The organism is Sinorhizobium sp. GQ132 (genome assembly GCF_059758575.1).
In genome coordinates this window covers 173,289-200,159 of the sequence record NZ_JCAXDX010000006.1, presented here as the reverse complement: position 1 = coordinate 200,159, position 26,871 = coordinate 173,289, and the positions used below count along the sequence as shown (strand labels likewise).

The window sequence follows — 26,871 nt, the reverse complement described above, 5'->3', positions numbered from 1 at the left end:
CATTTTCCATGAGAGACGCTCCGCCTTCCGGGTTATCGCTCACTCACTCCGGGTAAACGACCTTCCAGTCATTCTTGATGCTGACGATCGTCCAGCCGCGTGCAGACGCCTCGTCGAGGCCCCGTGCGAGGCGGCCGAAATGGGACTCGCGGTCATAGGCGTTTTCCCGCTGTGCGTCGTCGTGGTGAACGATCAGGCCAAAGCGGCGTCCGGGGCCGGTGGTTGTCCATTCCAGCATCTCGAAGTCGCCGTCCGAATTTCCGAAAGCGGCGATCGGCCGTCGACCGATGAACTTGTGGATGCCGACGGGCTTGCCCGGACCGTCGTCAATGAAGTCGATTTCGGGCAGACGCGTGATCGCCGGATGGCCGTCCCGCAGTTCGTACTTGGTCTTGATGCTGGAGCCGGCGACGTTTTCCGGGGGGATCCCGTATACGCGTTCAGTCCACGGGCGCATGAACTCCACCCCGCCGCCCGAGACGATGAAGACTGCGAACTGGTTTGCCTTCAGATAGTCGATCAGTTCGACCATCGGCTGAAAGATGTGTGCGGTATAGAGTTTGCCCGATGTCGGATGCCGAGAGCCTTCGATCCAATCGGAGACGATCTTCTCGAATTCCTCGGCGGACATGCCGGCGTGGGTTGCAGCGACGAGTTCCAGCAGTCCACGCTCGCCGCTCGCCGCGACTCCGGCCATGTCCCCGGAGAGCACCGATTTGAACGGTTCCGTCGTCTGCCATTCCGGGTGCTGCGGCGCCAGCTGCCTGACGCGGTCGAGCACGAAAGCAAGCTGCACATACATGGGCTGTTCGCCCCAGAGCGTCCCGTCATTGTCGAACACTGCAATGCGGGCCGCAGGCTCGACGAAATCGGGGCTGCCTTTCGTCGTCGTCGCCGCCACGAACTCCAGGATACGCGCCTTTGCGTCGCCCTCGGCCCATGAGGGCAAGGTCTCGGAGCTTTCGGCCAGCGCATGAGGTACCGAGGCGCTCGCGGCTGTAAAAGCGACGATTTTCAAGGCCGACCGGCGGCTGATCTCGAACATTATCTGTCTTCCTGAACTGACTTTGACGATGATCGAACGCCTGGACGACGCCGACGTCGGGCTTCCGATGTACGCGCGCCGGCATGTCGGCCGCGGTTCGAAAGCGGTGGCAAAAGGCATTCTTTCGCAGACGCACGCCGACAATATCATTCGGCCGTTTGCGGGGCAGCGATAGTTGGACCAAAGGCCAACTTGCCGCTGTTCAATTCGCCACGTATCCGCAAGTAATGCCAGTGGTGCAACTACTTTCCACGTTAGCGTTCTACCAAGGGAAGTCCGGTAGTTATTCTTGCAATCGGACAGACGTGCAGGTAGGGAGACATCTTGGATGACGCTCGCCAGAATACGATCCGAAGGAGCAGGTCGGGTGCGTAGCGCAGGAACATCGGCGCCGACCTTCCCGCATGCTGCGGTGCTTGCCATTGCGGTCGCCGCGGGTTGCGGCGTTGCCCAGGCACAGGATTCCTCCGGCGCCGATCTCGCCAAGCAGCTGTCGAACCCAATCGCCTCGCTCATCAGCGTGCCGTTCCAGCTGAACTACGACCGTGGTTTCGGACCGGTTGACGGGCACCGGGTCACCTTGAACGTGCAGCCGGTGATACCGATCAGCCTCAATGAAGACTGGAACCTCATTTCGCGAACGATCTTTCCGATCATCTCTCAGGACGACATTGCCGGGCCTTCCGGCGATCAGTTCGGGCTAGGCGATACCGTGCAGAGTTTCTTCTTCTCGCCCAAGGAGCCGACGGCGGGCGGGATCATCTGGGGTGTCGGTCCAGTCTTTCTCATCCCGACAGGCACGGACGATCTGCTCGGCAGCGAGAAATGGGGCATCGGACCGACGGCCGTCGTCTTGAAGCAGGACGGCCCCTGGACCTATGGCGCTCTGGCAAATCACATCTGGTCCCTCGCAGGCAATGACGACAGGGCCGATGTCAACTCGACCTTCCTGCAGCCCTTCGTCTCCTACACGACACCGGACGCCTGGACATTCGCGCTCAACACCGAAAGCACCTATGACTGGGAAAGCGACCAGTGGTCCGTCCCGGTCAACTTCCAGGTGTCCAAGCTGGTCAAGTTCGGCGAGCAGCCGGTGAGCATTACTGCGGGCGCCCGTTACTGGGCGGCCGCACCGGACAACGGGCCGCAGGGTTGGGGCGCACGCCTTGCCGTCACCTTCCTTTTCCCGAAGTGAGGTGCGCCCGCGAAGAGCCTTCGGAGCGCTTCGCAACGAGTTCCAACTGCTTTGCAGCCGCGCCATGGCGGGCGCCGTCACGCAAAGCATGAGAGAAAGAGATCGAGCTGACGCTCAAGACCGTAACGTGAAGTGCAAACGCAGGGAGTGAGGCTATGCCGACTGAGTTGCTCAGACTGATCGCCCGTCCGATCGGTGTCGCGGGGCTCGCAATTTTGATGGCTGCGGGTCCGGCCCTGGTTCCCCGAGGTCTTGCTCAGCAGGCCGCGCAGGCTCAGGCGGGCGAGGCGGGCGATGATCAACCCGCTCTCCTGACCGAGGGAGAGCTCGAAACCATGGTCGCGCGCATCGCGCTCTATCCGGACGAGCTCGTCGCGCTGGTCAGCTCCGCTTCGCTCTTTCCGCTGCAGATCGTGGAGGCGGCGCGGTTCCTCGAAGAGAAGAAGACGAACAAGGAGCTGCAGCCGAAGGAGAGCTGGGACGACAGCGTGATATCGCTTCTCAACTATCCCGAGATCGTCAAGATGATGAGCGACGATCTAGACTGGACGCAGGCGCTCGGCAGCGCGCTCGCCTACCAGCAGAAAGACGTTCTGATAGCGGTCCAGACTCTGCGCGACAAGGCGGTGGCGGACGGCGTCATCAAGACCGACGACAAGGTGAAGGTCGTAAACGAAGGCGGCAACATCGTCATCCAGGCGGCGGATCCGGAAAAGATCTACGTGCCGAGATACGAGCCGGAAATGCTCTACGAGCCGGGCTACGCGCCGGCGCCAATCGCCTATTATCCCGATCCCTATCCGAGCTATTACTACCCGACCGCCCCCTATTTCGCCGCCGCGATCACCGGGGCTGCGATATGGGCGGCGGCCGTCGACTGGGACGACTGGGGCGTCTGGGGCGGGCATTGGAACGGCGACGTCGACATCGACTGCGACAATTGCTTCAACGACATCGATATCGACCGCGACAAATTCAAGATGAACGATGTCGACTGGAAGAATGTCGACCGGTCCAAGATCAAGTTCGACAAGAATCAGTTTGCCAATATCGATCGCGACAAGTTTACGAACGACTTCAAGGCAAACCGCGACAACAACATCGCCAATCGGGCGAAGGACGTGCGCCGCGACCGAGACGAAATCGCCCGCAGACCGAGCAAGGTTTCCGTCGACGACATCCGCAAGAGCAAGGTCGATGCGAACCGCGTTCGGGCCGAACGGGAGCGGGCGGGCAATGCCCAGCGTCGTGTGGACGCACCGCGTCGCGATGGCGGGGCTGCGGCGAACCGCGCCCGTGCAAGCACAGGCAAGGCCGCAGGCGCACGGTCGAACGTCCACCGCAAGGCGCATGCACCGAAACCGGGTGCACACAACGTGCGACATTCGTCCGGCGGCAAGCACTCGGCGCTCGGCGAGGTCGGCAACAAGCGGCAAACCCATATGTCGTCCAGCCGCGGCCACCATTCCATGGGCGGCGGTCATCGTGGCGGCGGTGGGCACAAGATGGTGAAGCGTGGCGGCGGACGCCGGCGGTAATCAGATCGGGAGGCTAGGATGACCAAATCCATTCGTGACGGGATCGCTCTCTCGCTCTTCGGGATGATCCTCCTCGGCGGCACGGCGCTCGCTCCGGCAGTCCTGGCCCAGGAAGCCGGTGAGGATACGCCGCTTGCAGACTATGCGGCGGCAGAAGATCCGCCCGTTTTCGACACGCCGGAACTGGCGGTCGAGGCTTTCGAGACGACCGTCACCGGCGGCGATTTCGACAAGCTCGCAGTGCTGGTCGGGCTGGACCCGGCCAAGACAAGGTCGAGCGAAGGGGTGATGGAGACCTATGCCGACATACAGGAAGGCGTGAAGAAGAAGGTCGTCGTCGAGGAAGTGGAGGGCCGCAAGGTCCTCGAGATCGGCGACGAGCTGTGGCCGTTTCCCTTCCCGATCTCGAAGGGGGACGACGGCAAATGGGCCTTCGACACCTTTGTCGGACTGGAGGAGATCGCCAACCGGCGGGTCGGTGACAACGAACTGGCGACGTTAGCCACCATGCGCGCCTATGTCGGAGCGCAGGAGGAGTATGCGCTCGGCGACCACGACGGCGACGGCGTCCTGGAATACGCGCAGAAACTGATCAGCGACGAGGGTACGCAGAACGGGCTCTATTGGCCTGCAGAGAAGTTCGAAGGCGAGGAGAGCCCTGCGGCCGCGGCTCTTGCAGAGGGCGATGCCGTGGAACGGGCGAAGGCCGGCCGGGGCTATCAAGGTTATCGCTACCGTATCCTGACCAGTCAGGGCGACAACATCACGGGCGGCAAGTTCGACTATATCATCAACGGCAACATGATTGCCGGCTTCGGCCTGGTGGCCTGGCCGGTGAGATACGGTGTCTCGGGGGTGAAGACTTTCGTGGTCAACCGCAACGGCATCGTCTACGAAGCGGATCTCGGGGAAGAAACTGAGAAAACTGCCGCCGACATCCGCACATTCAATCCGAGCGATGCTTGGGCGATCGCCGAGGACTGAGGGCGCGAACCCGGTGCGCCGGGCTTGCCGGAACGGCGCCGCAGCGGCAGCCGTGTGATGCGAAAGGGTGCGATGCGTCGGCAACAGCAGGGAAATATTATGCCGCCTGCAGCCATTCTGTCGGAAGGCGAATGCGGACAAGATCGCGGGCTTGGTCCAAGATGCCCTGCATGAATTGGGCAGCTAGCCGTCGGCGGTAGATCTGGGAACCGGTTTCAGTGAGAATGCCAATGAAGTCGTCTTTGCACACCGCGGCCGAACTTCAACCCGCGGCGGAAATGGTCTGGATTTCCGGTGCGACCTTCATGATGGGGTCGAACGACCATTATCCCGAGGAAGCGCCCGTGCACCCGGTGGCGGTCGACGGGTTCTGGATGGACGAGACGCCGGTCACGAACCGTCAGTTCCTGGAGTTCGTAAACGCGACCGGACATGTGACCTTCGCAGAAAAGCGGCCGCGTGCGGAAGATTATCCCGGCGCGCCGCCGTCCAATCTGAGAGCAGGCTCGCTCGTCTTCACGCCGCCGAAACACCCGCTGAGGGGAAGCGACATATCGCAATGGTGGATATTCACCCTCGGCGCCAACTGGCGGCACCCGCTCGGGCGCAAGAGCAGCATCGGAGCGATTCTGGATCACCCCGTCGTCCATGTCTCCTATGAGGATGCAAAGGCCTATGCCGCATGGGCCGGCAAGGAGTTGCCCACCGAGGCCGAATGGGAACTCGCGGCGCGCGGCGGTCTCGATCAGGCCGAGTTTGCCTGGGGGGACGAATTCGCCCCGGGCGGGAATCACATGGCCAATACCTGGCAGGGCAGCTTCCCGATCGAGAATTCGCTGGAGGACGGCTTCGCGCGGACGTCGCCGGTGAGACACTACCCGGCGAACGGCTGCGGGCTCTACGACATGATCGGCAATGTCTGGGAGTGGACCACGGATTACTGGTCCGTGCGCCACCCGGAGGCGGCTGCGAAACCGTGCTGCATTCCGAGCAATCCGCGCAACGGGGATATGGAAGCCAGTATCGATCCCGCGGCAAGAGTGAAGGTTCCGCGCCGCGTCCTCAAGGGGGGATCGCATCTCTGCGCGCCCAACTATTGCCGGCGGTACCGTCCCGCAGCCCGCCACGCTCAGGAGACGGATACGACGACGAGCCATGTTGGTTTCCGTTGTGTCAGGCGCGTCCGCTGAGACGCGGGGCTGGGCGTCCGGCCGGGGATACGCAGTTTGAAGAATGGGATCGTTACACGGACTTCAATCTTGCCGTGTAAGGGTCTAAGTTGCAGGTCGAATGTGAGGGGCGGCGCGACGGCGCCTGGAGTGTGAGGCGTTGTTTTGCTGAGTATAGGTTCGTGCGGAGGGCGGCTCCGCGTTGCGAAAGCCTGGGGCGCGGCTCTGTCGGGGTTTGTCGCGCTCGCCCTTCTGGCCGGCTGCGGAGGTCACCCGAAAGGCGTGATGACTCCGGTGGCTCTGGCGCAGCCATCTACGACGTCTCAGGTCGACATGCTGGTGGCCACGACCCGCGAGCCCTCGGGAGACCCGGCGACCCTGTTTTCGGGTGAGCGCAGTGCGACGCTTTCGATGACGGACGTTGCGGTCTCGATCCCGCCGGACTCGCGCCGCAAGCCGGGCACGGTGCAGTGGCCGCGCAAGCTGCCGCCCAACCCGGAGACGGATTTCGCCGTGACGCGGGTGCGCGAGCTGGCATCGGATGACGAGGCGCGCAGCTGGTTCCAGATGCACAATGAGGGCGGCCACGTGCTTCTCTTCGTTCACGGCTTCAACAATCGCTACGAAGATGCGGTCTTCCGGCTGGCGCAGATCGTGCACGATTCCGGTGCGCAGGCGACGCCGATCCTGTTTACCTGGCCGTCACGGGCGCGCGTGTTCGACTATAATTACGACAGGGAGAGCACCAACTACTCCCGCACAGCGCTCGAAGATACGCTGCGCACGCTTGCGAATTCTCCGCATGTCAAGGACGTCACCATCCTCGCTCATTCCATGGGAACGTGGCTGACGATGGAATCGCTGCGCCAGATGGGAATTCGTGACGGAAAGATCGCGCCGAAGATCGAGAACGTGATCCTTGCTTCGCCCGATATCGACCTCGACGTCTTCGCCAAGCAATGGGTCGACATGGGCAAGGCGCGGCCGAAGTTCACGGTCTTCGTTTCACAGGACGACCGCGCGCTGGCGGTCTCGCGGCTGATCTCCGGCGACGTGTCGCGGCTCGGCGCGATCGATCCGACTGCCGAACCCTACCGTACCCAACTGGAACGTGCCGGAATCACCGCAATCGACCTGACCAAGGTCGAGACGGAGGACGGCCTGCATCACGGCAAGTTCGCCGAAAGTCCTGAAATCGTGCAGTTGATCGGGCAGCGGATCATCAAGGGCCAGACGCTTACCGATTCCGAAATCACGCTGGGCGACGGAATCACCGCCGTAGTCGCCGGCACTGCCAAAAATGTCGGGAACGTCGCGGCCGCCACGATTTCCGCGCCGGTCAATATCATCGAACAGAGCGGGACGCGCCGCAAGAAGGTCAACCTCGAGGAGACGCTGACAAGCGCCGAGAAAAGCGAAGACCCGACCCAGTGACTTAGAAAGGTTCCCGGCGAATTACGGGAAGATTTTTCGTGCGGAACTGCCTGGTTTCAGTGAGTTGGGGCGTTTGATATTTCACTGAATCGCTTAAGGATTGAAAGACTTTGTCGAGCCGCGGCCGATCGTGCCGGCGGGCAATATCGGAGGATGTGATGACATCTCGTTTCATAGCGACTCTGGCTTCCATCGGAGCCTGCCTGCTTGCCGGCGGTGCCACGGCGGCGGACATCTATTCTCCGGTGGCACCGCAAACCCAGCAGGTCACCACGGAGAGCGGCTGGACGTTTTCCTTCGCGCCCTACTTCTGGGCGGCGGGGCTTTCGGGGGATATCGAGCAGTTCGGCTTGCCTGCGGTCGACGTCGACGCGAGTTTCAGTGATGTCTTCGACCACCTGGATTTCGCTGCGATGGCGATCGCCGAAGCGCGCAACGGACCCTACAGCATCTTCGGGGACGCGATGTACATCAAGCTTTCCGGCCAGGGCGGCACGCCCAGGGGCGTTCTCGCCGACGATGTCGAGCTTTCGACGGAGACCTTCGCCGGCACACTCGGCGCTGGCTACGCGATCTATGAGGACAGCGCTGCACGGCTCGATATCGTCGGAGGCTTGCGTGTTTGGTCCGTCAAGAGCGAGCTCTCCTTCCAAGGGGGCGTTCTCGATGGTGTGTCGAGAACCGACGATGCGACCTGGGTGGACGGAATCGCCGGCTTTCGCGGGACTTATTCGTTTACGCCCGAGATCTACATGACCGGTTGGGGCCTTGTCGGCGCCGGTGGCGCGGATCTGGACTGGGATGTCGCCGCGGCTATCGGTTACCGCTTCAGCGATACCGTTTCGGCGCTTGCCGGTTACCGCGCGCTGGGTGTCGACTACAGCAATGACGGATTCGTCTTCGACGTCGTCGAGCAGGGGCCGATCCTCGGGCTCGTGGTGCGCTTTTAGAGCACATACAGGAAAAGTGTGTAACGGTTTTCCGTCCGGAAGTGCGTTGGATCAAATGCTCTAGAAGCATTCCGGCGTTTTGCTGGAACACTGATACGCGGCAGTCAGCCCTTTTTCGGTCCTCAGGCCTTCGAGCAGCGCCCTAAAGCCTTCGACAGCCTTTTTCGACGTTTCCTGCGGGTCGTCGGAATTGGCGATCCATAGCGCCGCGTGGCTGCTCGCTCCGTTGATAAGACGGGCTGCAGCTTGCGTGTCGACGTCGATGACCGCCCCTTCGGCCTTGAGGCGAGCCAGGCTGCCCGCCAGCGCCGCTATGCAGCCTTCGTTCATGGGCCATTGCGATAGATCGCCAAGCACCGCTGGTCCGTCACGGAACATGATGCGCTGAATTTCCGGTTCGAGAGCCATGCGGATATAGGCGACGCACTCGTCCACGAATCCCTGCCAGAGCGTCGGTGCTTCCGAAGAGACCTTGTTCAGGCGCGCCGTCATCTCGGCGTCAATCTCCCGGATCACCGCCTGCAGCAGCCCCTTTTTGTCACCGAAATGATGGTAGAGCGCACCGCGGGTCAAGCCGGCCTCGGCGGTGAAATCGTCCATCGACGAGTCCGCATAGCCGATGGTGCCGAAGGAATGCCTGGCGGCCGCGATCAGTTTTGCGCGGGTCTCGGCGATCATTTCCTTTCGCGGTCTGTTCATATCGTCTCCCGTTTCGCATACGCCTCGTATTTTATTTGACATACGACGCGTATGCAACTAACTAGATGACATACGCGGCGTATGTCACCTAGCACCATCCTTCACTGGAGCGTCTCATGTCCAATCCCTACGGGAAAATTTTCAGGGCGCCGGGAGCCAAGGGCTTTTCGGCAGCAGGCTTCTTCGCACGACTGCCGATTGCGATGGCACCGATCGGGATCGTCGCAATGCTGTCGCAGACCCATGGCGAATACTGGCTGGCAGGCGCGGTTTCGGCTACCTTCGCCCTCACCAATGCGCTCGTCGCGCCCCAGATATCGCGGCTGGTCGACCGCCTCGGCCAGACCGCCGTAGTCGTCCCGACGACGATCGTGTCGGTAGCCACATTCCTGGCGCTGATCATTGCGGCCAACCGGGACTGGCCCGCATGGACTTTGTTCGCATCTGCCTTCTTCGCCGCCATGATGCCCAGCATACCCGCCTTGGTCCGCGCCCGCTGGACCGAGATCTTCCGCAATCAACCCGAGCTGAACACAGCCTTCGCCTTCGAATCGTCGGCAGACGAGCTTGTCTATATCTCCGGCGCCTCGCTGTCGGTCGGCCTCGCCGTCGCTCTGTTTCCGGAAGCCGGCATGCTGACGAGCACGATATTCCTCGCGCTCGGGACGGCGGCTTTCATTCTGCAGCGCTCGACCGAGCCGAAGGTGCGCCAATTGGAGGCCGGCGTCTCGCAGGTCTCGGCAATCCGTCAGCGTCCCGTGCAGATCATCACGCTTGCCCTGATTTTCGTCGGTTCGATTTTCGCCACGGCGGAAGTCAGTGCCGTCGCGATCACCAAGGAACTCGGAGAGCCGCAGGCTGCCAGCCTCGTCATCGGCGTCTATGCGGTCGGTTCCTTCCTGGTGGGCCTGGCGCTCGGTGCCCTGAACCCCGCCATGCCCCTGCACAGGCAGCTTCTGTTCGCCGTGAGCGTCATCGCCATAACGTCGGTGCCTCTTCTCTTTGCAGACACCGTGCCGCTCCTCGCCTTGGCGGTTTTCGCCAGCGGCATCGCGATTTCGCCCACCTTCATCACGGCATTCGGCCTGATCGAGCGGCGCGTACCCGAGTCGATGCTGACGGAGGGCGTTACCTGGGTGATGACCGGCATCGGCATAGGCATGGCCTTGGGCGCGTTCGTCTCCGGCTGGGTAGTCGACAATTTCGGCGCGCAGAACGGTTTCTGGGTGTCAGTGGCCGCCGGGGTGGCGACCGTGGTGACGATAGCGGCCGGCCAGCGTAGCCTTGCGGGCGGCGGAGCGCTCCCCGCAGCGGTTCCGCAGCCGGCAGAGTAGAACACCGCCTTCTTGCCGGAACAAAGAGGCGGGCCGCCGGTTCATCCGTCGGCCTGTCACGATTTCGGGAGAGACGGATGGCACGAGTATCACTCATAGCCGCCAGCGGATTATGCGCGGGCCTCGCCTCCCTTGCGGCGCTGGCGGTTGCGGCCGAGCGCCGGAACAGGAGCCCGTGGCGGCCGATCAACGCGACGAGCCACTGGATACACGGCCCGCGCTCGGGGTCGGTATCGCGTCCCGATCTCGCCCACACCGGCACCGGCTTTACAACGCACATGCTCGCCTCTTTCTGGTGGGCGCTCCCGTTCTCGGCAATGATCGGGCGCAGCGCGCGGCCTTCGCCCTCTCGGGTCGTTGCCGCCGCGGCTGGCACCACCGCCCTTGCAGCCCTCGTCGATTACGGCCTCGTCCCCAAGCGCCTCACGCCCGGCTGGGAACTCGCTTTGCCGAAGTCGGACCTGATGATGGCCTATGTCGCCATGGGTCTCGGCCTTGTCCTCGGAACATACCTGCATGCCGCAACTGCCGGCACGGTCCTGCCTTTCGACGACCAGGAACAACGCCCGTCCTGACAGGTTAGGGCCGCATACCCGCAAGACGCTGGCGCTAAAGACGCCACGGCACAGTGAGGAGGTCTCGAATGAGCAGCCGACCACCACCCGTCCCGTCGGACAACCGCAGCCACAAGGGAGCCGGAGAGTCTGGAAACGTATCCGCCGGGGCGAAGAAGCCCGACCTCGCAGAAAATCCGGAGAAGAAGGGGCAGCAGGGCAACACCAAGGTCAACACGACCCATCAGGGCTATCAGCAGGACAGATGAGGCAGAGCGCATGTCCACTTCCAAGAAGACACCCGCAAGTATCCGCCAGGGCGGTCCGGGCGCCTCCCACGAAAATGCGAAGGCCCCGCTCGAAATAGAGAAGCCGCCGGCCGATTCCGAGCGCCGGACGCGCAGCAAGGTTTCCGGAGGCGGAGGCGAGCACGACCGCCATCACAGCCACGATGCTCGCCGTAAGGGCGGACATTGATCGGGAAGCATCCGGCTGCGCGTGATCGAATGACCGCAGGATGAACAAATCCGCCGCATGGACGTTCTGCTTGACCCGCAACGGGTGGAGGAGTTCGCCATGCGACGCGGTCTGCGCCATCACCCCATGATCGACCTGATCGTGTTCATCGCCGCCCTCGGATTGGTTTCCGCCATCATGATCGCGTCCCTGTTCTTCGGTTAGCCCTGCGCGCCTGGAAGCGGGGTCCGGTCCGATTCACGAATCACCCGACGCCTCGCAACGCCTCGAAGAGGAGCCTGCGCCGTTTGCGGCACCACTCGGAGCGGGCGTAATGCGCCGGAGCGGAAAATCGCCGATTATCAAATCGCTTACAGCATAACGGCGAGTAAAACACATCATCCTATGCGTGTCGTTGCGTCCTGATGCGCAACCCTTATTTCCCTATAAGGTACGTTTCGTCGCCATCTTTCAAGGTTCGAGCCGGCCGAGTTCCCGCCTGCTGCTTGCGCTGGGTGCCGCCCAAGGGCAGCACGGCAGTCGACACGCTTTCAGGTATCCAGACCTACCAGCTCGGTAACGGTCAGGGCCATGCGATGCTCTTCCCACAGGAGCCGCATCCTGCGTGGCGATTTCTTCGATCGCGATCGCGCAATGAGCATCGGCGGTGACTTTTAGGCGGCGGCGCTGCGGAGGAGGCACGTTCCGCAGCGCTCGGCGGCGCCCCCGGGGAGGGGGAGAGGGGGAGGGACGCCGCCCGGGTCGGCTCCGGCGGAGGAACGAGAGCCGACCGCTCTTCTGAACGTGTCGCCTCGAGGAAGCGACGGCGCCTAACAGCCTACGGTGCGGATGGTTCCGAGAAAATGATGCTTTCCGCAAATTCTTCGGCGTAGCTTGGGCGGCGCGGATTAGGCGGGAAGATGCCGGCCGCGCTGGCGGCCGGCATGAGCGCTCAGGCGTTGAGCGACTTTGCAAAGGGCAGGACGCGGATCCGCTTGCCGAGCGCCTTGAAGGCTGCGTTGGCAACCGCAGGCCCGATCGGCGGAACGCCCGGTTCGCCGATCCCCGACGGCGGGTTGGCAGAGGCGAGGATATGGACCTCGACCTTCGGCATCGCATCGATCCTGAGCGGTGTGTACATATCGTAATTGCCCTGATCGACCTGACCTTCCGTGAGCGTGATTTCCTCGCCCAGGATGGCGCTCAGCCCGAAGCCGATCCCGCCCTCGACCTGAGCGCGGACCTGATCCGGATTGATCGCCAGGCCGCAGTCGACGGCCGCAACGACGCGCTCGACCTTGATGCCCTCGCCATCAATGGAAACTTCGGCAATCTGAGCCACCACCGAACCGAAGCTCTCGGCGACCGCGACCCCGCGGAAGCGGCCTTCGGGCAGAGGTTTCTGCCATTCGGCCTTTTCCGCCGCCAGCTTGAGAACGGTCGCGTGGCGCGAGCCGGGCTCCAGCATTGACAGGCGGAACTCCAGGGGATCCTGCCCGGCAGCCTCGGCGACCTCGTCCAGGAAAGCTTCGGCTGCGAATGCCGTGTGCGTCGAGCCGACGGAGCGCCACCAGAGGACCGGAACGCGAACGTCGGTGGTCGTGAGCCCGACGGTCTGGTTCTGGATGGCATAGGGCAGATTGTTTGCTCCTTCGACGGATGTCGGGTCGACCCCGTTCTGGACCATCCCGTCCCAGGCCGTTTTCGCCATGATCGACTGACCGACAATGTGATCGCTCCAGGCAACGAGTTTCCCGCTTGCGTCGATGCCGGCCTTCAGTCGATGCACATAGGCCGGCCGATACCGCCCGGCGCGCGTATCGTCTTCGCGGGTCCATTGCACCTTGACCGGTGCACGAAAACCGAGAGCCTTCGCCACATGGACGGCTTCGGCCACGACGTCGCCGTCGAATACCGCACGCCGGCCGAAGCTGCCGCCGGTCTTCATGACGTTGAGCCGGACCTTTTCGACCGGTACGCCGGCAATCTCGCTGGCGAGTTTCTGGTAGACGTCGGGGAGCTGATGCCCGCCCCATACCTCGATCGTGCCGTCTTCGTTCCTGCGTGCGACCGCATTCAGGGGTTCCAGGGCGGCATGCGCGAGATAGGGGAACTCGAACGTGGCTTCGATGACCTTTGCGGCCGATGCGAATGCAGCGTCGGCATCCCCGTCCTTGCGCGCGAATGCGGCCGGTGTCTTGCCGGCAAGGTCGCGATAGGTGGACATGAGCTCGGGCGTGCCCCGCTTTTCGGCGTCCGTTTCGTCCCACTCGACGGTAATCGCTTCCCGGCCCTTGATCGCGGCCCACATATGCTCGCCAACCACCGCCACGCCGCGCGGCGTTTCCACCACGTCGACCACACCCTTGATGGCGCGGGCGGCCGTAGCGTCGAAGGACTTGACCTTGGCGCCGAAGAGGGGCGGATGGATCATCACCGCGGTCAGCATTCCCGGGAGCTTCACGTCGATCGTGTATTGCTCGGTTCCGTTTGCCTTCCGGGCGCTGTCGAAGCGCTTCAGCTTGGCGTTGCCGATGAGCTTCCAGTCGCCCGGTTCCTTGAGCTCTACGTCGGTCGGCACCGGGATCGTGGCCGCTTTTGCCGCAAATGCGCCGAAACCGCCGCTCTTGCCGGAAGGATGGGCAAGGGTGCCGTTCTCGACGGTTATCTCGGCCGCGTCGACGCCCCACTCGGCCGCGGCTGCAGCAACCAGCATCGCCCGGGCGGCGGCACCTGCCTTGCGATAGCGTTCCCAGGAGGTGGACATGGAGGTCGAGCCGCCCGTGCCCTGCATGGTCCCGCCAAAGGCGATATTGCCATAGGCCGGTATGTTTCCGGCCGCACCCTTGACGTCGATCGTGGACCAGTCGGCGTCGAGTTCTTCCGCCACCAGCGTGGCGACGCCGTTATAGGAACCCTGACCCATTTCGAACTGGGACGAGAGCACGGTGACCTTTCCGTCCGCTCCGATCATCAGGTAGGGAGAAAATGCGTGGGAGCCGCTCTCCGTTTCCGCCTCGCCCGCAAATGCCGGGGAGGCGGCGAGAACCCTGTATCCGACGGCAATGCCGGTCCCGGCTGCGAGCGCGCCGAGCAGGAATTGTCGCCGCGACGTTTCCATCCGGGCGGCAGGACGGGCGATCGATTGCATCAGTTTCGGTATCATGTCAGGCCTCCAGACGCTTCGCGGCTTCGTGAATGCCCGCGCGGACACGATGGTAGGTGGCGCACCGACAGAGATTGCCGGACATGGCGGCGTCGATGTCGGCATCCGTCGGTTTGGGATTGTTGGCCAGAAGGTCCGTAGCGGACATGATCTGGCCGGACTGACAGTAGCCGCATTGCGGAACGTCGAGATCGGCCCAAACCGCCTGTACCGTCTCGGCAACCTTTCCGTTCAGTCCCTCGATCGTCGTCACCTCGGCTCCTTCGATGTCGCCGATGAAGGTTTGACAGGACCGAGTGGGCGAGCCGTCGATATAGACCGTGCAGGCGCCGCATTGCGCCATGCCGCAGCCGAATTTCGTGCCAGTCAACCCGACAAGGTCCCGGATTGCCCACAGAAGCGGCATATCCGCCTCGGCCTCGATCTTGTGTTCGACGCCGTTGATCTTAACAGTCACCATGGTGTTCTCCTCGCGTTTCGGCGCGTGAAGCGGGATGCCGCTGCCACATGCCGGACTGCCGCTGGAGCGGATGTGGAAAGGTCTTCCGCCCACATTCCGCTCAAGCTCTTGGAATTACTCACGCTCACGAGTCAGGCACCCTGACCTAAGACCATGAACGAGACCTGGAGCTTAGAAGACCATTCGCCGGGCTGGTAGATTCAATCCTGCCGAATTATTGCCCATTCCTGCCAGGTTGACGGGATCGTGATCAGCGCACCGGGTGGGGCAGCAATCACCCCGCGGAGTTCCGCCTGATCGAATCGTTGGAATTCAGAATCGCCCTGATGTCGCGCAGCGGCGGATGGCCGAACGCCCGGCGATACTCCCGATTGAACTGGGTCGGGCTCTCGTAGCCGACCTGCAGCGCCGCCGTCGCCGCATCGAGCGACTTGGAAAGCATCAGTTCCCGTGCGTGATGGAGTCGCAGATGCTTCTGGAACTGCAGCGGGCTCATTGCGGTCATGGCACGGAAGTGGTGGTGCAGCGTGGAGACGCCCATATTGGCGATCTCGGCCAGTTCTTCCACGCGAAGCGGTTTGGTGTAGTTTTCCTTCAACCATAGGACCGCCTTGGCGACGCGGTTGCTGTTCGTGCCCGCGAGCGCGAAGCGCCGGAGCCGTGCGCCCTGCTCGCCGGTGAGAAGCCGATAGAGGATCTCGTTCTGGATATGGCCGGCCAGGAACGGAATGTCGGCCGGTGAGCCCGCAAGCGAAATCAGCCGGAACAGGGCATCGAAGAGCTCGCGCGTTGCGGTGCCGACAGCCACACCAAGGTCGCGTTCGGGAATGTCCGTCGGGTGTATGTCGTGATCGGCAATGATGCGCCGCACTTTTTCCATGTCCAGACGCAAGGCCGCTGCGACATAGGGCTCCCCTTCGCTTGCCGCGCAGATCTGTGCAGTTACGGGAAGGCCGATGGCGGTCAGGAAGAAGCAGCCTTCATCGTAGACGAGCGTCTCGTTGCCGACGCGGACATTCTTGCTTCCCTTGATGATGAAAGAGAGGCTTGGCTCGTAAACGCTCGAAAAGGGGCCCGCCGGCTCGACGATGCGATAGAGCGAGAGGCCCGGAACGGGATGCGCGAAGGAAAGCCCGTCCCAGGGCAGTTTCGACAGCCTGTCGAGGATCTGCGCGCGAAGGGCTGCGGTCTCTTCGCGCAAGTCCCTTTGCGGGAACATGATCGTGCTCATTCCTGCTCCTGCCTCTGATCCTGTGTCCGATCATGGGGATCGAAACCCCGCTGACATTATCACATTATTCCGATTTCGACAGAATTGGGCAAGAGTGGCCGATCTCCACTTACTCTGCCGCAAGCGGCGCCGGGTAGCGCTCCTGTTCGTCCGAAACGTCCTGCGCGTCCGCAGGCTCCGGGTCCGTTTTGCGCGATTTCGGCTCCTTGCCGAAGAAGAGCGCATAACCGGCCGGCAGAACCAGGATCGTCAGAACGGTGGCAACCAGTATCCCGCCCATCATCGCATAAGCCAGCGGTCCCCAGAAGACGCCGCGGGAGATCGGGATCAATGCCAGCACCGCGGTGAGCGCCGTCAGCATGATCGGTCGGAAGCGGCGCACCGCCGCGCCGACGATCGCCTCGGAACGTTCCATCCCGGCCGCTATGTCCTGGTCGATCTGGTCCACCAGAATGATTGAGTTGCGGATGATGATGCCGAGCAGCGCGATGACCCCCAGGATGGCGACGAAGCCGAAGGGTGCTCCGCTGATGAGCAGGGCCGTCGCCGCACCGATGATGCCGAGCGGACCGGTTGCGAGCACCAGCATCGCCTTGCCGAAATGCTGGAGCTGCACCATCAGGAGGATGACGATCACCACCAGCATGATCGGCGCCTTGGCGGCGATCGAGGCCTGGCTCTCGGCGCTGTCTTCGGCGCCGCCCTGGATCTCCACCTTGTAGCCGGGCGCAAGACCCTCCCTCAGTCCCTTGAGCTCGTCGAAGAGCTGCATCGCCACGTCGTTCGGCTGCACGCCGTCAGGCAGCGTTCCGCGCACGGTGATCGTGGGCAGCCGGTCGCGCCGCCACTCGATACCCTGTTCCATGACGGGAACGACCTTGGCAATCTGCGAGACCGGGACGAAGCCGCCGAAATCGGTGGGTACATAGACCGACTGGACCGCAGAGAGCAGGTGGCGATTGCCGCCGGGTTCCCGCGCCACGATGGAGACCGTTTCCTCGCCGTCGCGGAAGCTGTCGAGCGGGACGCCGGACATTGCCGCCTGCAACATCTGGCGGATGCGCTGCGACGTGATGCCGAGGGCGCGGGCGCGGTCCTGGTCGATCACCAGCTTCATCGCCGGCACAGGTTCGAGCCAGTCGTCATGAATGGCGCCGAGCAGCGGGTTTTCCTGAAATTTCGTCTTCACCTGGTCGGCGATGCGACGCACTTCCTCGCGGTCGGGGCCTATCACCCGCATCTGCACCGGCCATCCGGTCGGTGGTCCCAGGAACAACCGGTCGACCTTGGTGCGGATGGAGGGGAAATCCTCGGCGAGTATCGTGCGCAGCTTGACGATCAGCCGCTCGCGGGCCGCCTCGTCCTTTGCCATGACGAGGAGTTGCGCGAAGTTCGGATTGCGAAGCTGCTGGTCGAGCGGCAGGAAGAAGCGCGGCGCGCCTTCGCCGATGTAGGTGGCGATGAAGCGCTTGTCCTCATCCTCCATCATCCGCTCCTCGAGCGCCTTCGCCTGCCTTTCGACCTCCTTGATGCTCGTTCCCTCCGGCAGCCAGAGATCGACCAGTATTTCCGGGCGCGAGGACTGCGGGAAGAAATTCTTCGGAATGAACTGAAATGCCCAAAGGCTCGTCACGAAGATGGCAAGCGTCGTCAGGAGCACGAGGACGCGATGGCGCACTGCCCAGCCGACGGTCGCCCTCAGGCGGCGATAGAAGCGCGTATCGAAGACGTCGTGATGGGTGCCGGCGTGGTGGCGCTGCTTCAGGATCATGTAGCCGAGCCAGGGCGTGAAATAGACAGCCACGAACCAGGAGACCACCAGCGCGATGCCGACGACGTAGAAGAGCGAGCGCACATATTCGCCGGCGGTCGATTCCGCGAAGCCGACGGGGATAAAGCCGGCGGTGGTGATCAGAGTGCCGGTCAGCATGGGAAAAGCGGTCGAGGAATAGGCGAAGCTCGCCGCGTCGATCTTTTCCAGCCCCTCTTCGAGTTTTCGCTCCATCATCTCGACCACGATCATCGCGTCGTCGACAAGCAGGCCGAGAGCGATGATCAGCGCCCCGAGCGAGATGCGCTGGAGGTCGATGCCCAGCTCGTACATGATCGCAAAGGTGGCCGCGAGTACGAGCGGAATGGCAATCGCGATCACGAGACCGGAGCGCCAGCCGATCGACAGGAAAGAGACGACGAGGACGATGATCAGCGCTTCGATGAGCGCGTGGCTGAACTCGGATATCGCTTCGGTGACGACTTCCGGCTGATTGGAGACCTGATCGACCGATACGCCATAGGGCAGGGCGGACTCAAAGCGATCGTAGGTCGCTTCCACTGCCTTGCCTACGTCCGTGACGTTGAAGCCCTTTGCCATGACGACGCCAATCTGGACGCTGTCGTGGCCGTTGAATCGGAATTTCCGTGCATAGGGATCTTCCAGCCCGGAGGTCACGGCCGCGATGTCGCCGAGCCGGATGGTCCGGTTTCCCGCCCTCAGCCGCAGTTCACGGATGTCCTCGACCTTGGTGACGTCTCCTTCGACCGAGATGCGCACCGAGCGCGTACCGGTGTCGACAGAGCCGGCATGATCGACATTGTTCTGACCGGCGATCGCATTGCGCAGGTCGTTGAACGTCAGGCCGCGCTCTGCGAGAACCTTGGAGGAAAGGTCTATATAGATTTTCTCGGGCTGGTCCCCGAGGATCACGACCTTCTCGACGCCTGGCGTCGTCAGCAGCATGTCGCGCCCCTCAATCGCGAAGCGCTTCAGTTCGGGATAGCTGAAGCCGTCGCCGCTGATCGAATGCAGGGTGATAAAGGTGTCGCCGAACTCATCGTTGAAATAGGGGCCGAGCACGCCCTCGGGCAGCTCGTTGGCGATGTCGCCCACCTTCTTGCGCACCTGGTAGAAGGCGTCGGCGACCTCGTCTGCGTCGGTATCGCCCTCGATCTGGACCGTGATGATGGCGCTGCCGGCGCGCGTATAGGAACGGACGAAATCGAGATGCGGCGTTTCCTGCAGCTTGCGCTCGATCTTGTTGACCACCTGGTCTTCCATTTCCTGGATGGAAGCTCCCGGCCATACGGCTTGTACCACCATGACCCGGAACGTGAATTCCGGATCCTCGCGTTGCCCCATGCGCAGGAGCCCAAGCCCGCCGGTGATGATGATCAGCGCCAGCAGGAAGCGCGCGATGCTCGGATGCCCGATTGCCCAGCGCGAAAAATTGAACGGTTTCTTGTCCTCGGTGGAGGCGTGCATGGCCGTCGTCCCGTTCTACCGGTGGAGGTTGAAGCACTTCCTGGAAAAGTGGAAACCGGTTTTCCGTGGGAAGTGCATAGTTCAAAGGGTCAGAGCGCTACTTTGCTGCGAGCTCTAACGGAGAATTTCGGGCGTTTCGGCCCGGGCGGACTGCTGCTCGGCCGATTGCTGTTCGCCCGCCTGCAGTCTCACCTTCAGATCCTCGGCCATGAACTGTGTGCCTGCGGCAACGACGAGGTCGCCGGCGCCGAGGCCTTCGGCGACCCGCACACCGTTGTCAGCGAAATCGGCGAGCTTGATCGGGCGCGCATGAACGGTCGAGAAGTCACGGTCAACGATCCAGACGATATTCTGGCCGTCCTTCTTCGACAGCGCGCTCAGGGGGATGGAAACGAGCGGCGCCGAGCTTTCCGCAGCCGCCTCGACCGTCGCCGTCATGCCGAGAAGCACGCGCCCGTCGTTCGGCAGGCTGACGCGTACGGCAAAGGTGCGCGAGCGCGGATCGGCACTGCCGGAGACTTCGCGCACATGGCCGTCGAGCACAAGCATGTCGTTCGACCAGAAGCGCACCCCGACCGGTTTGCCGGGCTTGAATTCGGCAATATCCGTCTCCGGCACTGCGATTTCGACTTCCTTCTCGCCGTCGACAGCGACGGTCACGACGGGCGTTCCGGTGCCGACGACCTGGCCGATATCGGCGTTTACGATCGTGACGATGCCGTTCTGGTCGGCTTTGAGGTCCGTATAGTTTACCTGGTTCTTCGCCTGGCTCAGCGACGAAGCCGCGGCGTCTCGCGTCGAGACCGCCTGATCGTAAAGAAGGGTTGCCTGATCGAGTTGAGCCTGGGAGGAAAACGATTTGCTGAAGAGCTGTTCGGCCCGGAGTTTCGCAAGCGCTGTCGTCCGCACCTGCTTTTCGGCGGCAAGCAGGTCTGCCTCTGCGCTCGTGACCGCAAGCCGATAGTCGGTGGCGTCGATACGGGCGAGAATGTCACCCGGCTTGACCCGGTCGCCGATATTGACGAGCCGTTCGGTGATCTTGCCGCCGACGCGGAAACCGAGATTCATCTCCGTGCGCGCTTTGACCGAGCCGGAATAGTGAAGCTCCCGCGGTTCGCCGGCCGGAGCAATCTCCACGACCTTGACCGGGCGTATGGTCTCCTTCGTCTCGACTTTCTCCTCCGAGCAGCCGGAGAGAACGGCACCCAGCAGAATCGCGGTGAGGAGACGGGCGGCGAACGGTCGGTTGAGGGCGCTTCCTGAAAACATCGCTCTTACTCTCCTTGGCCGCTCTGCGGCGGCGCGGCGTTTTTGTGCATGGCTTCGCCCCGAAACCGCTCCGTCTTGGAGCGGCAAGCCTTATTTTTTCAGCGCCCGGATCGCGAACTCGATGAGCTCCTCCGGTGTCGCGCGGTTTTCCTTGGCGAGACACTGGGCGACGATCTGCGGATGGCAAAGGGTGACGAGACTGGCGCCGAAGCATCTGGCGGCGATAGCGGGGTCCTGTTCGGCGAACTCTCCGGCTTCGATCCCCTCGCGGATAATAGCCGCGAGGAGCTCGTCCAGACGGCCGATATGTTTCTCGATCACGTGCCAGTCGCGCTCGATCGCCACGACGACCATTTCATGGACTTTCTGTTCGTCGAGCATTGTCTCGACGGTGAGCTTGTGCTGCCCCAGCCCGTAGCGCCTCAGCCGCTCGGAAGCGCTGAGCGGCAGACGCGCGATTTCCAGCGCCTGCTGGTAGCTTGCCCCGAGCATGCGCGAGCAAAGCGCCTGATGAATTTCCGTCTTCGACGCGAAGAAACGGTAGATGTTGGCCGGCGACATATCGAGCTCGCGCGCGATATCGGCGACGTTTGTCTTGGCATAGCCGTAATGGCGGAACAGCCGCTCCGCGGCTTCAAGAATACGCGTCACGTTTTCCTGGCGGGCTGCGTCGGCGGCGTTGTCTGCGAGATCGCTCATCCTGTCTCCTGCTGATGAGTGACGAATTTCGAATTTCGTCAGTGATAATCCGAACACCGTTACTTGTCAACCGCTGACTACTTCGCGGCTATCGGCTGCTGATATGCTCATTGACTCATTATACCAGTTCGGCTATTCGGATCGTCGAGATAGCTGAGGAGTTGCGAATGACATCGATTGCCCTGTTCGGCGCCGGCGGGAAGATGGGCTGCCGCCTGGCCAAGAACCTCAAAGGCTCGCGTTTCGACGTGCGCCATGTCGAAGTGAGCGAGGCGGGCAAGGCGCGGCTGGCCGACGAGCTCGGGCTTCAGGCCGTCGCTGCCGATGAGGCGCTGGACGGTGCCGAGGTGGTCATTCTGGCGGTGCCGGATACGGCGATCGGCAAGGTTGCTTCCGCGATTGTGGATAGGCTGAAGCCCGGCACGATGGTTATCGTCCTCGATGCGGCCGCACCCTATGCTGGTCATCTGCCGGAGCGCGGCGATCTTACCTATTTCGTTACCCATCCCTGCCACCCGCCGATCTTCAACGACGAGACGGACCCGGCGGCCAAGCGCGACTTCTTCGGCGGAGTCGCCGCCAAGCAGCACATCGTCTCCGCACTGATGCAGGGGCCGGAAGAGGCCTATGCGCTCGGCGAGGAGATAGCAAAGGTCATCTGGGCGCCGGTAATGCGCTCGCACCGGGTGACGGTCGAACAGATTGCGCTGCTGGAGCCGGGCCTCTCCGAAACGGTCTGCGCCTCGCTGCTGGTCGTCATGCGTGAGGCGATGGAGGAGTGCGTCAAGCGTGGCGTCCCGAAAGAGGCCGCGCGCGACTTCCTGCTCGGCCACATGAACGTGCTCGGCGCCGTGATCTTCGAAGAGACGCCCGGCGTCTTCTCCGACGCCTGCAACAAGGCCATCGAATTCGGCAAGCCGATGCTCATGCGCGAGGACTGGAAACGCGTCTTCGAGCCGCAGGAGATCGCCGACAGCATCCGCCGCATCACCTGATCGCGCGAACGGAATACCGGAGCCTGTGAGGACAGCTCCGACGTTTTTTCAACCTGGGAGGAAAAGCAGATGAAACTGACACGCAGAATGACCATCGCCGCTTTCGCGGCGGTATTGGCGGCGAGCTCCGCCATTCCGGCCTATGCGGCCGATCTCATCGCCATCATCACGCCGTCGCACGACAACCCCTTCTTCAAGGCCGAAGCGGTGGGTGCCGAGGCCAAGGCGAAGGAACTCGGCTACGAAACGCTGGTCCTCGTGCATGACGACGATGCGAACAAGCAATCGCAGCTGATCGACACCGCGATCGGCCGCGGCGCCAAGGCGATCATTCTCGACAATGCCGGCTCTGAAGCGTCCATCGCGGCCGTCCAGAAGGCGAAGGATGCGGGCGTGCCGTCCTTCCTGATCGATCGTGAGATCAACGCGACCGGGGTCGCCGTCTCGCAGATCGTCTCCAACAACTATCAGGGCGCGCAGCTAGGTGCCGAGGAATTCGTGAAGCTGATGGGCGAGTCCGGCAATTATGTCGAGTTGCTCGGCCGCGAAGCCGATCTCAACGCCGGCATCCGTTCGAAGGGCTACCACGACGTCATCGACGAATATCCGGAGATGAAGATGGTGGCGCAGCAGTCGGCGAACTGGAGCCAGACCGAGGGCTACAGCAAGATGGAGACGATCCTTCAGGCCAATCCCGACATCAAGGGGGTGATCTCCGGCAACGACACGATGGCAATGGGCGCGATCGCCGCGTTGCAGGCGGCCGGCCGCAAGGACGTGATCGTCGTCGGCTTCGACGGCTCCAACGACGTTCGCGACTCGATCAAGTCCGGCGGCATCAAGGCCACCGTCCTGCAGCCGGCCTACGCCCAGGCGCAGATGGCGGTGCAGCAGGCTCACGAATACATCACCACCGGCAAGGCGCCGGCGGAAGAAAAGCAGCTCATGGACTGCGTGCTGATCAATAGCGAAAACGCCGACCAGCTCGAGACCTTCGCGCTGGCGGATTGATCGGTTCCAGGGAGTTGGAGCGGGAGCGGGCGAAAACCGTCCGCACCCGCTAAGCCTTTGAATCTGCGCACGGTGCTTACCGAAAACCGGCTCCGCTTTTCGGGCCGATGCGCTGGGCACGCGGCCCATACGCTGCGCGCCTGTCCTGTCATGGAGTGAATTTCGATGCCGAAGTTTAAGGTCGCGGCCGCACTTGTGGTTGCGGGCGTGATGGCACTCTCGGGCTGCAAGATCATCAAGACGCCGACTGCCGAAGAGGCCGCCGAGGCTGCCTCCGGCGGCTTCAATCCCAATCGCATGGTCGCCGAGATCTGGGACGCCAAAGTGCTTCCCTATCTCGACAGAAAGGCCGGTCCGTTCGTCGAAGTGACAGCTCTCGCCGAGAGCGATCCGCAGGCGGCGGGTGCCAAATACGGCCACAAGGAAAAGCAGGGAAGTGCCCCCTGGACTTTTGCGGCGCGTCTCTCCGGCACCATCGTCAAGGCCGAGACGAAGTCGCGTTCGGCCTATGTGGAAGTCGATGCGAACGGCGACGGCAAGGCGGACGCACGCGTGCAGATCGGCCCGGCGATCCGCGGCACGGCGATCCGCGACAGCCTCGACTTCGTCAACTTCAACGAATTCAAAAACCAGATCGAGTGGGCGCAGTTCGGCAAGGCCTTCAACACGCATGTCAACGGACTGGTGCTTGAAAAGCTGTCCCGCGACGGACTTGTCGGCAAGAAGCTCGACGCTGTCGGCGCCTATCCGCTGCCCGCCAAGGGCCAGTTGCCGCTGTTCGTTCCGGCTCAGCTGACGGTGGGCGGATGATCATGCACCCAGCTGACGACGACAATTGCGTCCTGCGCCTCGAAGACGTGACGAAGGTCTATTCGGGCATCGTTGCGGTGCGCCATGCGAACCTTTCGCTCCGGCGCGGCGCCGTGAACGTGCTCGTCGGCGAAAACGGTGCCGGCAAGTCGACCCTGATGCGGATCATCGCCGGCGTCGAGAAGCCCTCGCTCGGCCGCATCCTGCTCGACGGCCAGGCGGTGGAATTCCATTCGCCCGCCGACGCGCAGCGCCACGGCATCGGCATGGTCTTTCAGGAACTCAACCTGTTCGGCAACCTCTCGGTTGCCGAGAACATCTTCGCGACCCGTGAGCTGAACCGGGGCATTCGCGGCATCGATCATCGCGCGCAGGTCGAGAGGGCCACCGGGTTCCTCGACAGGCTCGATGCCGGGATCGATGCCGAGACGCTCGTCGAAGACCTGCCGATCGGTCAGCAGCAGCTGGTGGAGATCGCCAAGGCGATCTCGCTCGATACCCGCATCCTTATTCTCGACGAACCGACGTCGGCCCTTTCGGCGGCGGAGGTGGATGTCCTTTTCAAGGTAATCCGCGAGCTGAAGGTGCAAGGGGTGGCGATCGTCTACATTTCTCACCGGCTCGAAGAGCTGATGCGGATCGGCGACTACATCACCGTGCTCAGGGATGGACAGATCACCGGCCACGCCATGGTCAAGGACATCGATACCAGATGGATCGTCCGGTCGATGATCGGCTCGGACGCGAAGGACTTCGCCAAATCGGTCGACCACCGCCTCGGGGAGGAGGCGTTCCGCGCCGAGGAGATCTGTCTGCCGCGCCGGACCGGCGGGCTCGCGGTCGACCATGTCTCGATCTCGGTACGTGCGGGCGAGGTGTTGGGTATCTACGGGCTGATGGGGGCCGGCCGCAGCGAATTTTTCGAATGCGTCATGGGTCAGCACCCGCATTCCTCGGGGCGAATCTTCGTCGGCGGGACGGAGGTCGACGCCAGCGACACGTCGGGCAGGATCGGCGCAGGATTGGCGCTCATTCCGGAAGATCGCCAGCGCGAGGGTCTCGTCCAGGCGCTTTCCATCGCCAGCAATCTGACGCTTGCGAGCCTCGACCGCTTCGTGCGCTTCGGCTTCCATATTGTCGGCGCGCGGGAGCGGGCCTCGATCGCTGCGGCCATCCGCGATCTTTCCATCAAGGCACCCAACCCGGACTTCGAGGTGACCTCGATGTCCGGCGGCAACCAGCAGAAGGTCGTCATCGGCAAGGCCCTGATGACCAAACCGAAGGTGCTGCTGATGGACGAACCCAGCCGCGGCATAGATGTCGGCGCCAAAGCGGACGTCTTCCGCACCATGCGCCGGCTTGCCGGCGAGGGGCTCGCCATCCTCTTTTCCACCTCCGACCTCGAAGAGGTCATGGCGCTCTCCGACCGCATCGCCGTCATGAGCAACGGACGGCTGGTCACGGTCATCGACCGCGCGGACGCCACGGAAGAGATGATCGTGAAGGCTTCGGCCGAGGGTCATAAAACGACAAGGGAACACGCCTGATGACGACGGCAACGACGACCACCAACGCAACCGACGCGACGAGCGGCTCGGTGCTGCTCACATTGATGAAGCTCAGGACGTTCATCGCCCTCTTTGCGGTTATCGCCTTCTTCTCGATGTTCGCGCCGAACTTTCTTTCGACCGCCAATCTGATCCTGATGTCGAAGCATGTGGCGCTCAACGCTTTCCTGGCCATGGGCATGACCTTCGTCATCATCACCGGCGGCATCGATCTTTCCGTCGGTTCGATCGTCGGGCTCTGCGGCATGGTGGCCGGCGGGCTCATCCTCAACGGCATCGATCTGCAGTTCGGCTACACGGTCTATTTCAACGTCGTCGAGGTCTGCCTCATCACGCTCGCCGTCGGGATCGTCATCGGCGCGGTCAACGGGCTCCTGATCACCAAGCTCAACGTCGCACCCTTCATCGCCACGCTCGGCACGCTTTATGTCGCGCGTGGCTTTGCCCTGCTTTCATCGGGCGGCCAGACATTCCCCAACCTCGTCGGCAAGCCGGAACTCGCGACGACGGGCTTTGCCTTCCTCGGTTCCGGCCGGCTTCTCGGCCTGCCGGTTTCGATCTGGATCCTCATCGTCGTGGCGCTCGCGGCCGCGTACGTGGCCAGGTATACGCCGATCGGCCGGCATATCTTCGCCGTCGGCGGCAACGAGCGTGCCGCCCGCATGTCCGGCATCCGGGTCGACCGGGTGAAGATGTTCGTCTATATGTTCTCCGGCTTCTGCGCGGCGATCGTCGGACTGGTCATATCGTCGGAACTCATGGCCTCGCACCCGGCGACGGGCAATTCCTTCGAGCTCAATGCCATTGCCGCAGCGGTTCTCGGAGGCACGTCGATGTCCGGCGGCCGCGGGACGATTGGCGGCACCATCATCGGCGCCTTCGTTATCGGCATTCTTTCCGACGGTCTCGTGATGATGGGCATCTCGTCCTTCTGGCAGATGGTCATCAAGGGGATCGTGATCATCGTCGCCGTCGTGGTGGATCAGGCGCAACGCCGGCTGCAGCAACAGGTCACGCTGATGCAGCTTGCGAAAAAGGGGTGACG

The 26,871-nt window shown here is 62.8% G+C and carries 24 protein-coding genes; 16 read left to right on the top strand and 8 right to left on the bottom strand.

The features are described from left to right. Positions 1-43: 43 nt before the first annotated feature. Entirely contained in the window at positions 44-1,045 is a 1,002-nt protein-coding gene (locus AC6CIG_RS17500; RefSeq protein ID WP_018097921.1) for an HAD family hydrolase, read from the bottom strand. A gap of 367 nt (positions 1,046-1,412) precedes the next feature. Here AC6CIG_RS17500 and AC6CIG_RS17495 point away from each other — a divergent pair, with 367 nt between their 5' ends. The 6 genes from AC6CIG_RS17495 (at position 1,413) to AC6CIG_RS17470 (ending at position 8,315) form a co-directional block, all read left to right on the top strand. After that, complete coding sequence (locus AC6CIG_RS17495; RefSeq protein ID WP_018097919.1) at positions 1,413-2,240, top strand: hypothetical protein; 828 nt, start codon at positions 1,413-1,415, stop codon at positions 2,238-2,240. Between the two features lie 155 nt (positions 2,241-2,395). Next, positions 2,396-3,778 (top strand): DUF3300 domain-containing protein, encoded by a 1,383-nt coding sequence (locus AC6CIG_RS17490; protein ID WP_018097918.1) that lies wholly within the window; start codon positions 2,396-2,398, stop codon positions 3,776-3,778. 18 nt (positions 3,779-3,796) lie between these two features. Beyond that, entirely contained in the window at positions 3,797-4,762 is a 966-nt protein-coding gene (locus AC6CIG_RS17485; RefSeq protein WP_018097917.1) for a DUF2950 family protein, read from the top strand. A gap of 230 nt (positions 4,763-4,992) precedes the next feature. Beyond that, positions 4,993-5,952, top strand: coding sequence for a formylglycine-generating enzyme family protein (locus AC6CIG_RS17480; RefSeq protein WP_018097916.1), 960 nt, complete (start codon positions 4,993-4,995; stop codon positions 5,950-5,952). Positions 5,953-6,096: 144 nt separating this feature from the next. Continuing rightward, positions 6,097-7,365, top strand: a complete 1,269-nt coding sequence (locus tag AC6CIG_RS17475) for an alpha/beta hydrolase (RefSeq protein WP_498323154.1) — start codon at positions 6,097-6,099, stop codon at positions 7,363-7,365. A gap of 158 nt (positions 7,366-7,523) precedes the next feature. Then, the gene (locus AC6CIG_RS17470) at positions 7,524-8,315 is read left to right on the top strand and encodes a hypothetical protein (protein WP_411922293.1); all 792 of its coding nucleotides are present in this window, start codon (positions 7,524-7,526) and stop codon (positions 8,313-8,315) included. A gap of 60 nt (positions 8,316-8,375) precedes the next feature. On the opposite strand, the gene AC6CIG_RS17465 is transcribed toward AC6CIG_RS17470, so the two are convergent. After that, complete coding sequence (locus AC6CIG_RS17465; RefSeq protein WP_411922294.1) at positions 8,376-9,014, bottom strand: TetR/AcrR family transcriptional regulator; 639 nt, start codon at positions 9,012-9,014, stop codon at positions 8,376-8,378. A 116-nt stretch (positions 9,015-9,130) separates the two neighbouring features. Between AC6CIG_RS17465 and AC6CIG_RS17460 the strand changes: the two genes are divergently transcribed. From AC6CIG_RS17460 to AC6CIG_RS17440, 5 genes are all read left to right on the top strand, one after another. Continuing rightward, complete coding sequence (locus AC6CIG_RS17460) at positions 9,131-10,348, top strand: MFS transporter (RefSeq protein WP_411922295.1); 1,218 nt, start codon at positions 9,131-9,133, stop codon at positions 10,346-10,348. Between the two features lie 77 nt (positions 10,349-10,425). Next, positions 10,426-10,923: a hypothetical protein gene (locus tag AC6CIG_RS17455; protein WP_411922296.1), complete on the top strand. Its 498-nt coding sequence runs from the start codon at positions 10,426-10,428 to the stop codon at positions 10,921-10,923. Positions 10,924-10,991: 68 nt separating this feature from the next. Then, positions 10,992-11,171, top strand: coding sequence for a hypothetical protein (locus AC6CIG_RS17450; protein ID WP_018097910.1), 180 nt, complete (start codon positions 10,992-10,994; stop codon positions 11,169-11,171). A 10-nt stretch (positions 11,172-11,181) separates the two neighbouring features. Beyond that, positions 11,182-11,379 carry a hypothetical protein gene (locus AC6CIG_RS17445; RefSeq protein ID WP_018097909.1) on the top strand — a complete coding sequence of 66 codons (198 nt, stop codon included), beginning with the start codon at positions 11,182-11,184 and terminating at the stop codon, positions 11,377-11,379. A gap of 57 nt (positions 11,380-11,436) precedes the next feature. Continuing rightward, positions 11,437-11,583: a hypothetical protein gene (locus AC6CIG_RS17440; RefSeq protein WP_018097908.1), complete on the top strand. Its 147-nt coding sequence runs from the start codon at positions 11,437-11,439 to the stop codon at positions 11,581-11,583. A gap of 727 nt (positions 11,584-12,310) precedes the next feature. On the opposite strand, the gene AC6CIG_RS17435 is transcribed toward AC6CIG_RS17440, so the two are convergent. The 6 genes from AC6CIG_RS17435 to AC6CIG_RS17410 all read right to left on the bottom strand — a co-directional run bounded on the left by AC6CIG_RS17435 (position 12,311) and on the right by AC6CIG_RS17410 (position 21,442). Beyond that, positions 12,311-14,524, bottom strand: a complete 2,214-nt coding sequence (locus AC6CIG_RS17435; RefSeq protein WP_440853535.1) for a xanthine dehydrogenase family protein molybdopterin-binding subunit — start codon at positions 14,522-14,524, stop codon at positions 12,311-12,313. A 1-nt stretch (position 14,525) separates the two neighbouring features. Beyond that, positions 14,526-14,984 (bottom strand): (2Fe-2S)-binding protein, encoded by a 459-nt coding sequence (locus tag AC6CIG_RS17430; RefSeq protein WP_498323152.1) that lies wholly within the window; start codon positions 14,982-14,984, stop codon positions 14,526-14,528. A gap of 274 nt (positions 14,985-15,258) precedes the next feature. After that, on the bottom strand, positions 15,259-16,215 hold the full coding sequence (locus AC6CIG_RS17425) for an AraC family transcriptional regulator (RefSeq protein ID WP_498323150.1): 957 nt from the start codon (positions 16,213-16,215) through the stop codon (positions 15,259-15,261). Between the two features lie 109 nt (positions 16,216-16,324). Next, positions 16,325-19,474 (bottom strand): efflux RND transporter permease subunit, encoded by a 3,150-nt coding sequence (locus tag AC6CIG_RS17420; protein WP_498323148.1) that lies wholly within the window; start codon positions 19,472-19,474, stop codon positions 16,325-16,327. 114 nt (positions 19,475-19,588) lie between these two features. Beyond that, the gene (locus tag AC6CIG_RS17415) at positions 19,589-20,743 is read right to left on the bottom strand and encodes an efflux RND transporter periplasmic adaptor subunit (RefSeq protein ID WP_437408194.1); all 1,155 of its coding nucleotides are present in this window, start codon (positions 20,741-20,743) and stop codon (positions 19,589-19,591) included. Between the two features lie 90 nt (positions 20,744-20,833). Then, on the bottom strand, positions 20,834-21,442 hold the full coding sequence (locus tag AC6CIG_RS17410; protein WP_102764061.1) for a TetR/AcrR family transcriptional regulator: 609 nt from the start codon (positions 21,440-21,442) through the stop codon (positions 20,834-20,836). Between the two features lie 167 nt (positions 21,443-21,609). On the opposite strand from AC6CIG_RS17410, the gene AC6CIG_RS17405 reads away from it, so the two are divergent. The 5 genes from AC6CIG_RS17405 (at position 21,610) to AC6CIG_RS17385 (ending at position 26,869) form a co-directional block, all read left to right on the top strand. Beyond that, complete coding sequence (locus AC6CIG_RS17405; protein WP_324764204.1) at positions 21,610-22,437, top strand: phosphogluconate dehydrogenase C-terminal domain-containing protein; 828 nt, start codon at positions 21,610-21,612, stop codon at positions 22,435-22,437. A 69-nt stretch (positions 22,438-22,506) separates the two neighbouring features. After that, positions 22,507-23,448 (top strand): D-ribose ABC transporter substrate-binding protein, encoded by a 942-nt coding sequence (locus AC6CIG_RS17400; RefSeq protein WP_014527519.1) that lies wholly within the window; start codon positions 22,507-22,509, stop codon positions 23,446-23,448. 165 nt (positions 23,449-23,613) lie between these two features. Then, positions 23,614-24,258 (top strand): DUF2291 family protein, encoded by a 645-nt coding sequence (locus AC6CIG_RS17395; protein ID WP_498323146.1) that lies wholly within the window; start codon positions 23,614-23,616, stop codon positions 24,256-24,258. Continuing rightward, positions 24,255-25,805, top strand: a complete 1,551-nt coding sequence (locus AC6CIG_RS17390; protein ID WP_498323144.1) for a sugar ABC transporter ATP-binding protein — start codon at positions 24,255-24,257, stop codon at positions 25,803-25,805. Before AC6CIG_RS17395 ends, AC6CIG_RS17390 begins: the two co-directional genes overlap by 4 nt. Further along, on the top strand, positions 25,805-26,869 hold the full coding sequence (locus AC6CIG_RS17385) for an ABC transporter permease (protein WP_018097897.1): 1,065 nt from the start codon (positions 25,805-25,807) through the stop codon (positions 26,867-26,869). Before AC6CIG_RS17390 ends, AC6CIG_RS17385 begins: the two co-directional genes overlap by 1 nt. Positions 26,870-26,871 lie beyond the last annotated feature (2 nt).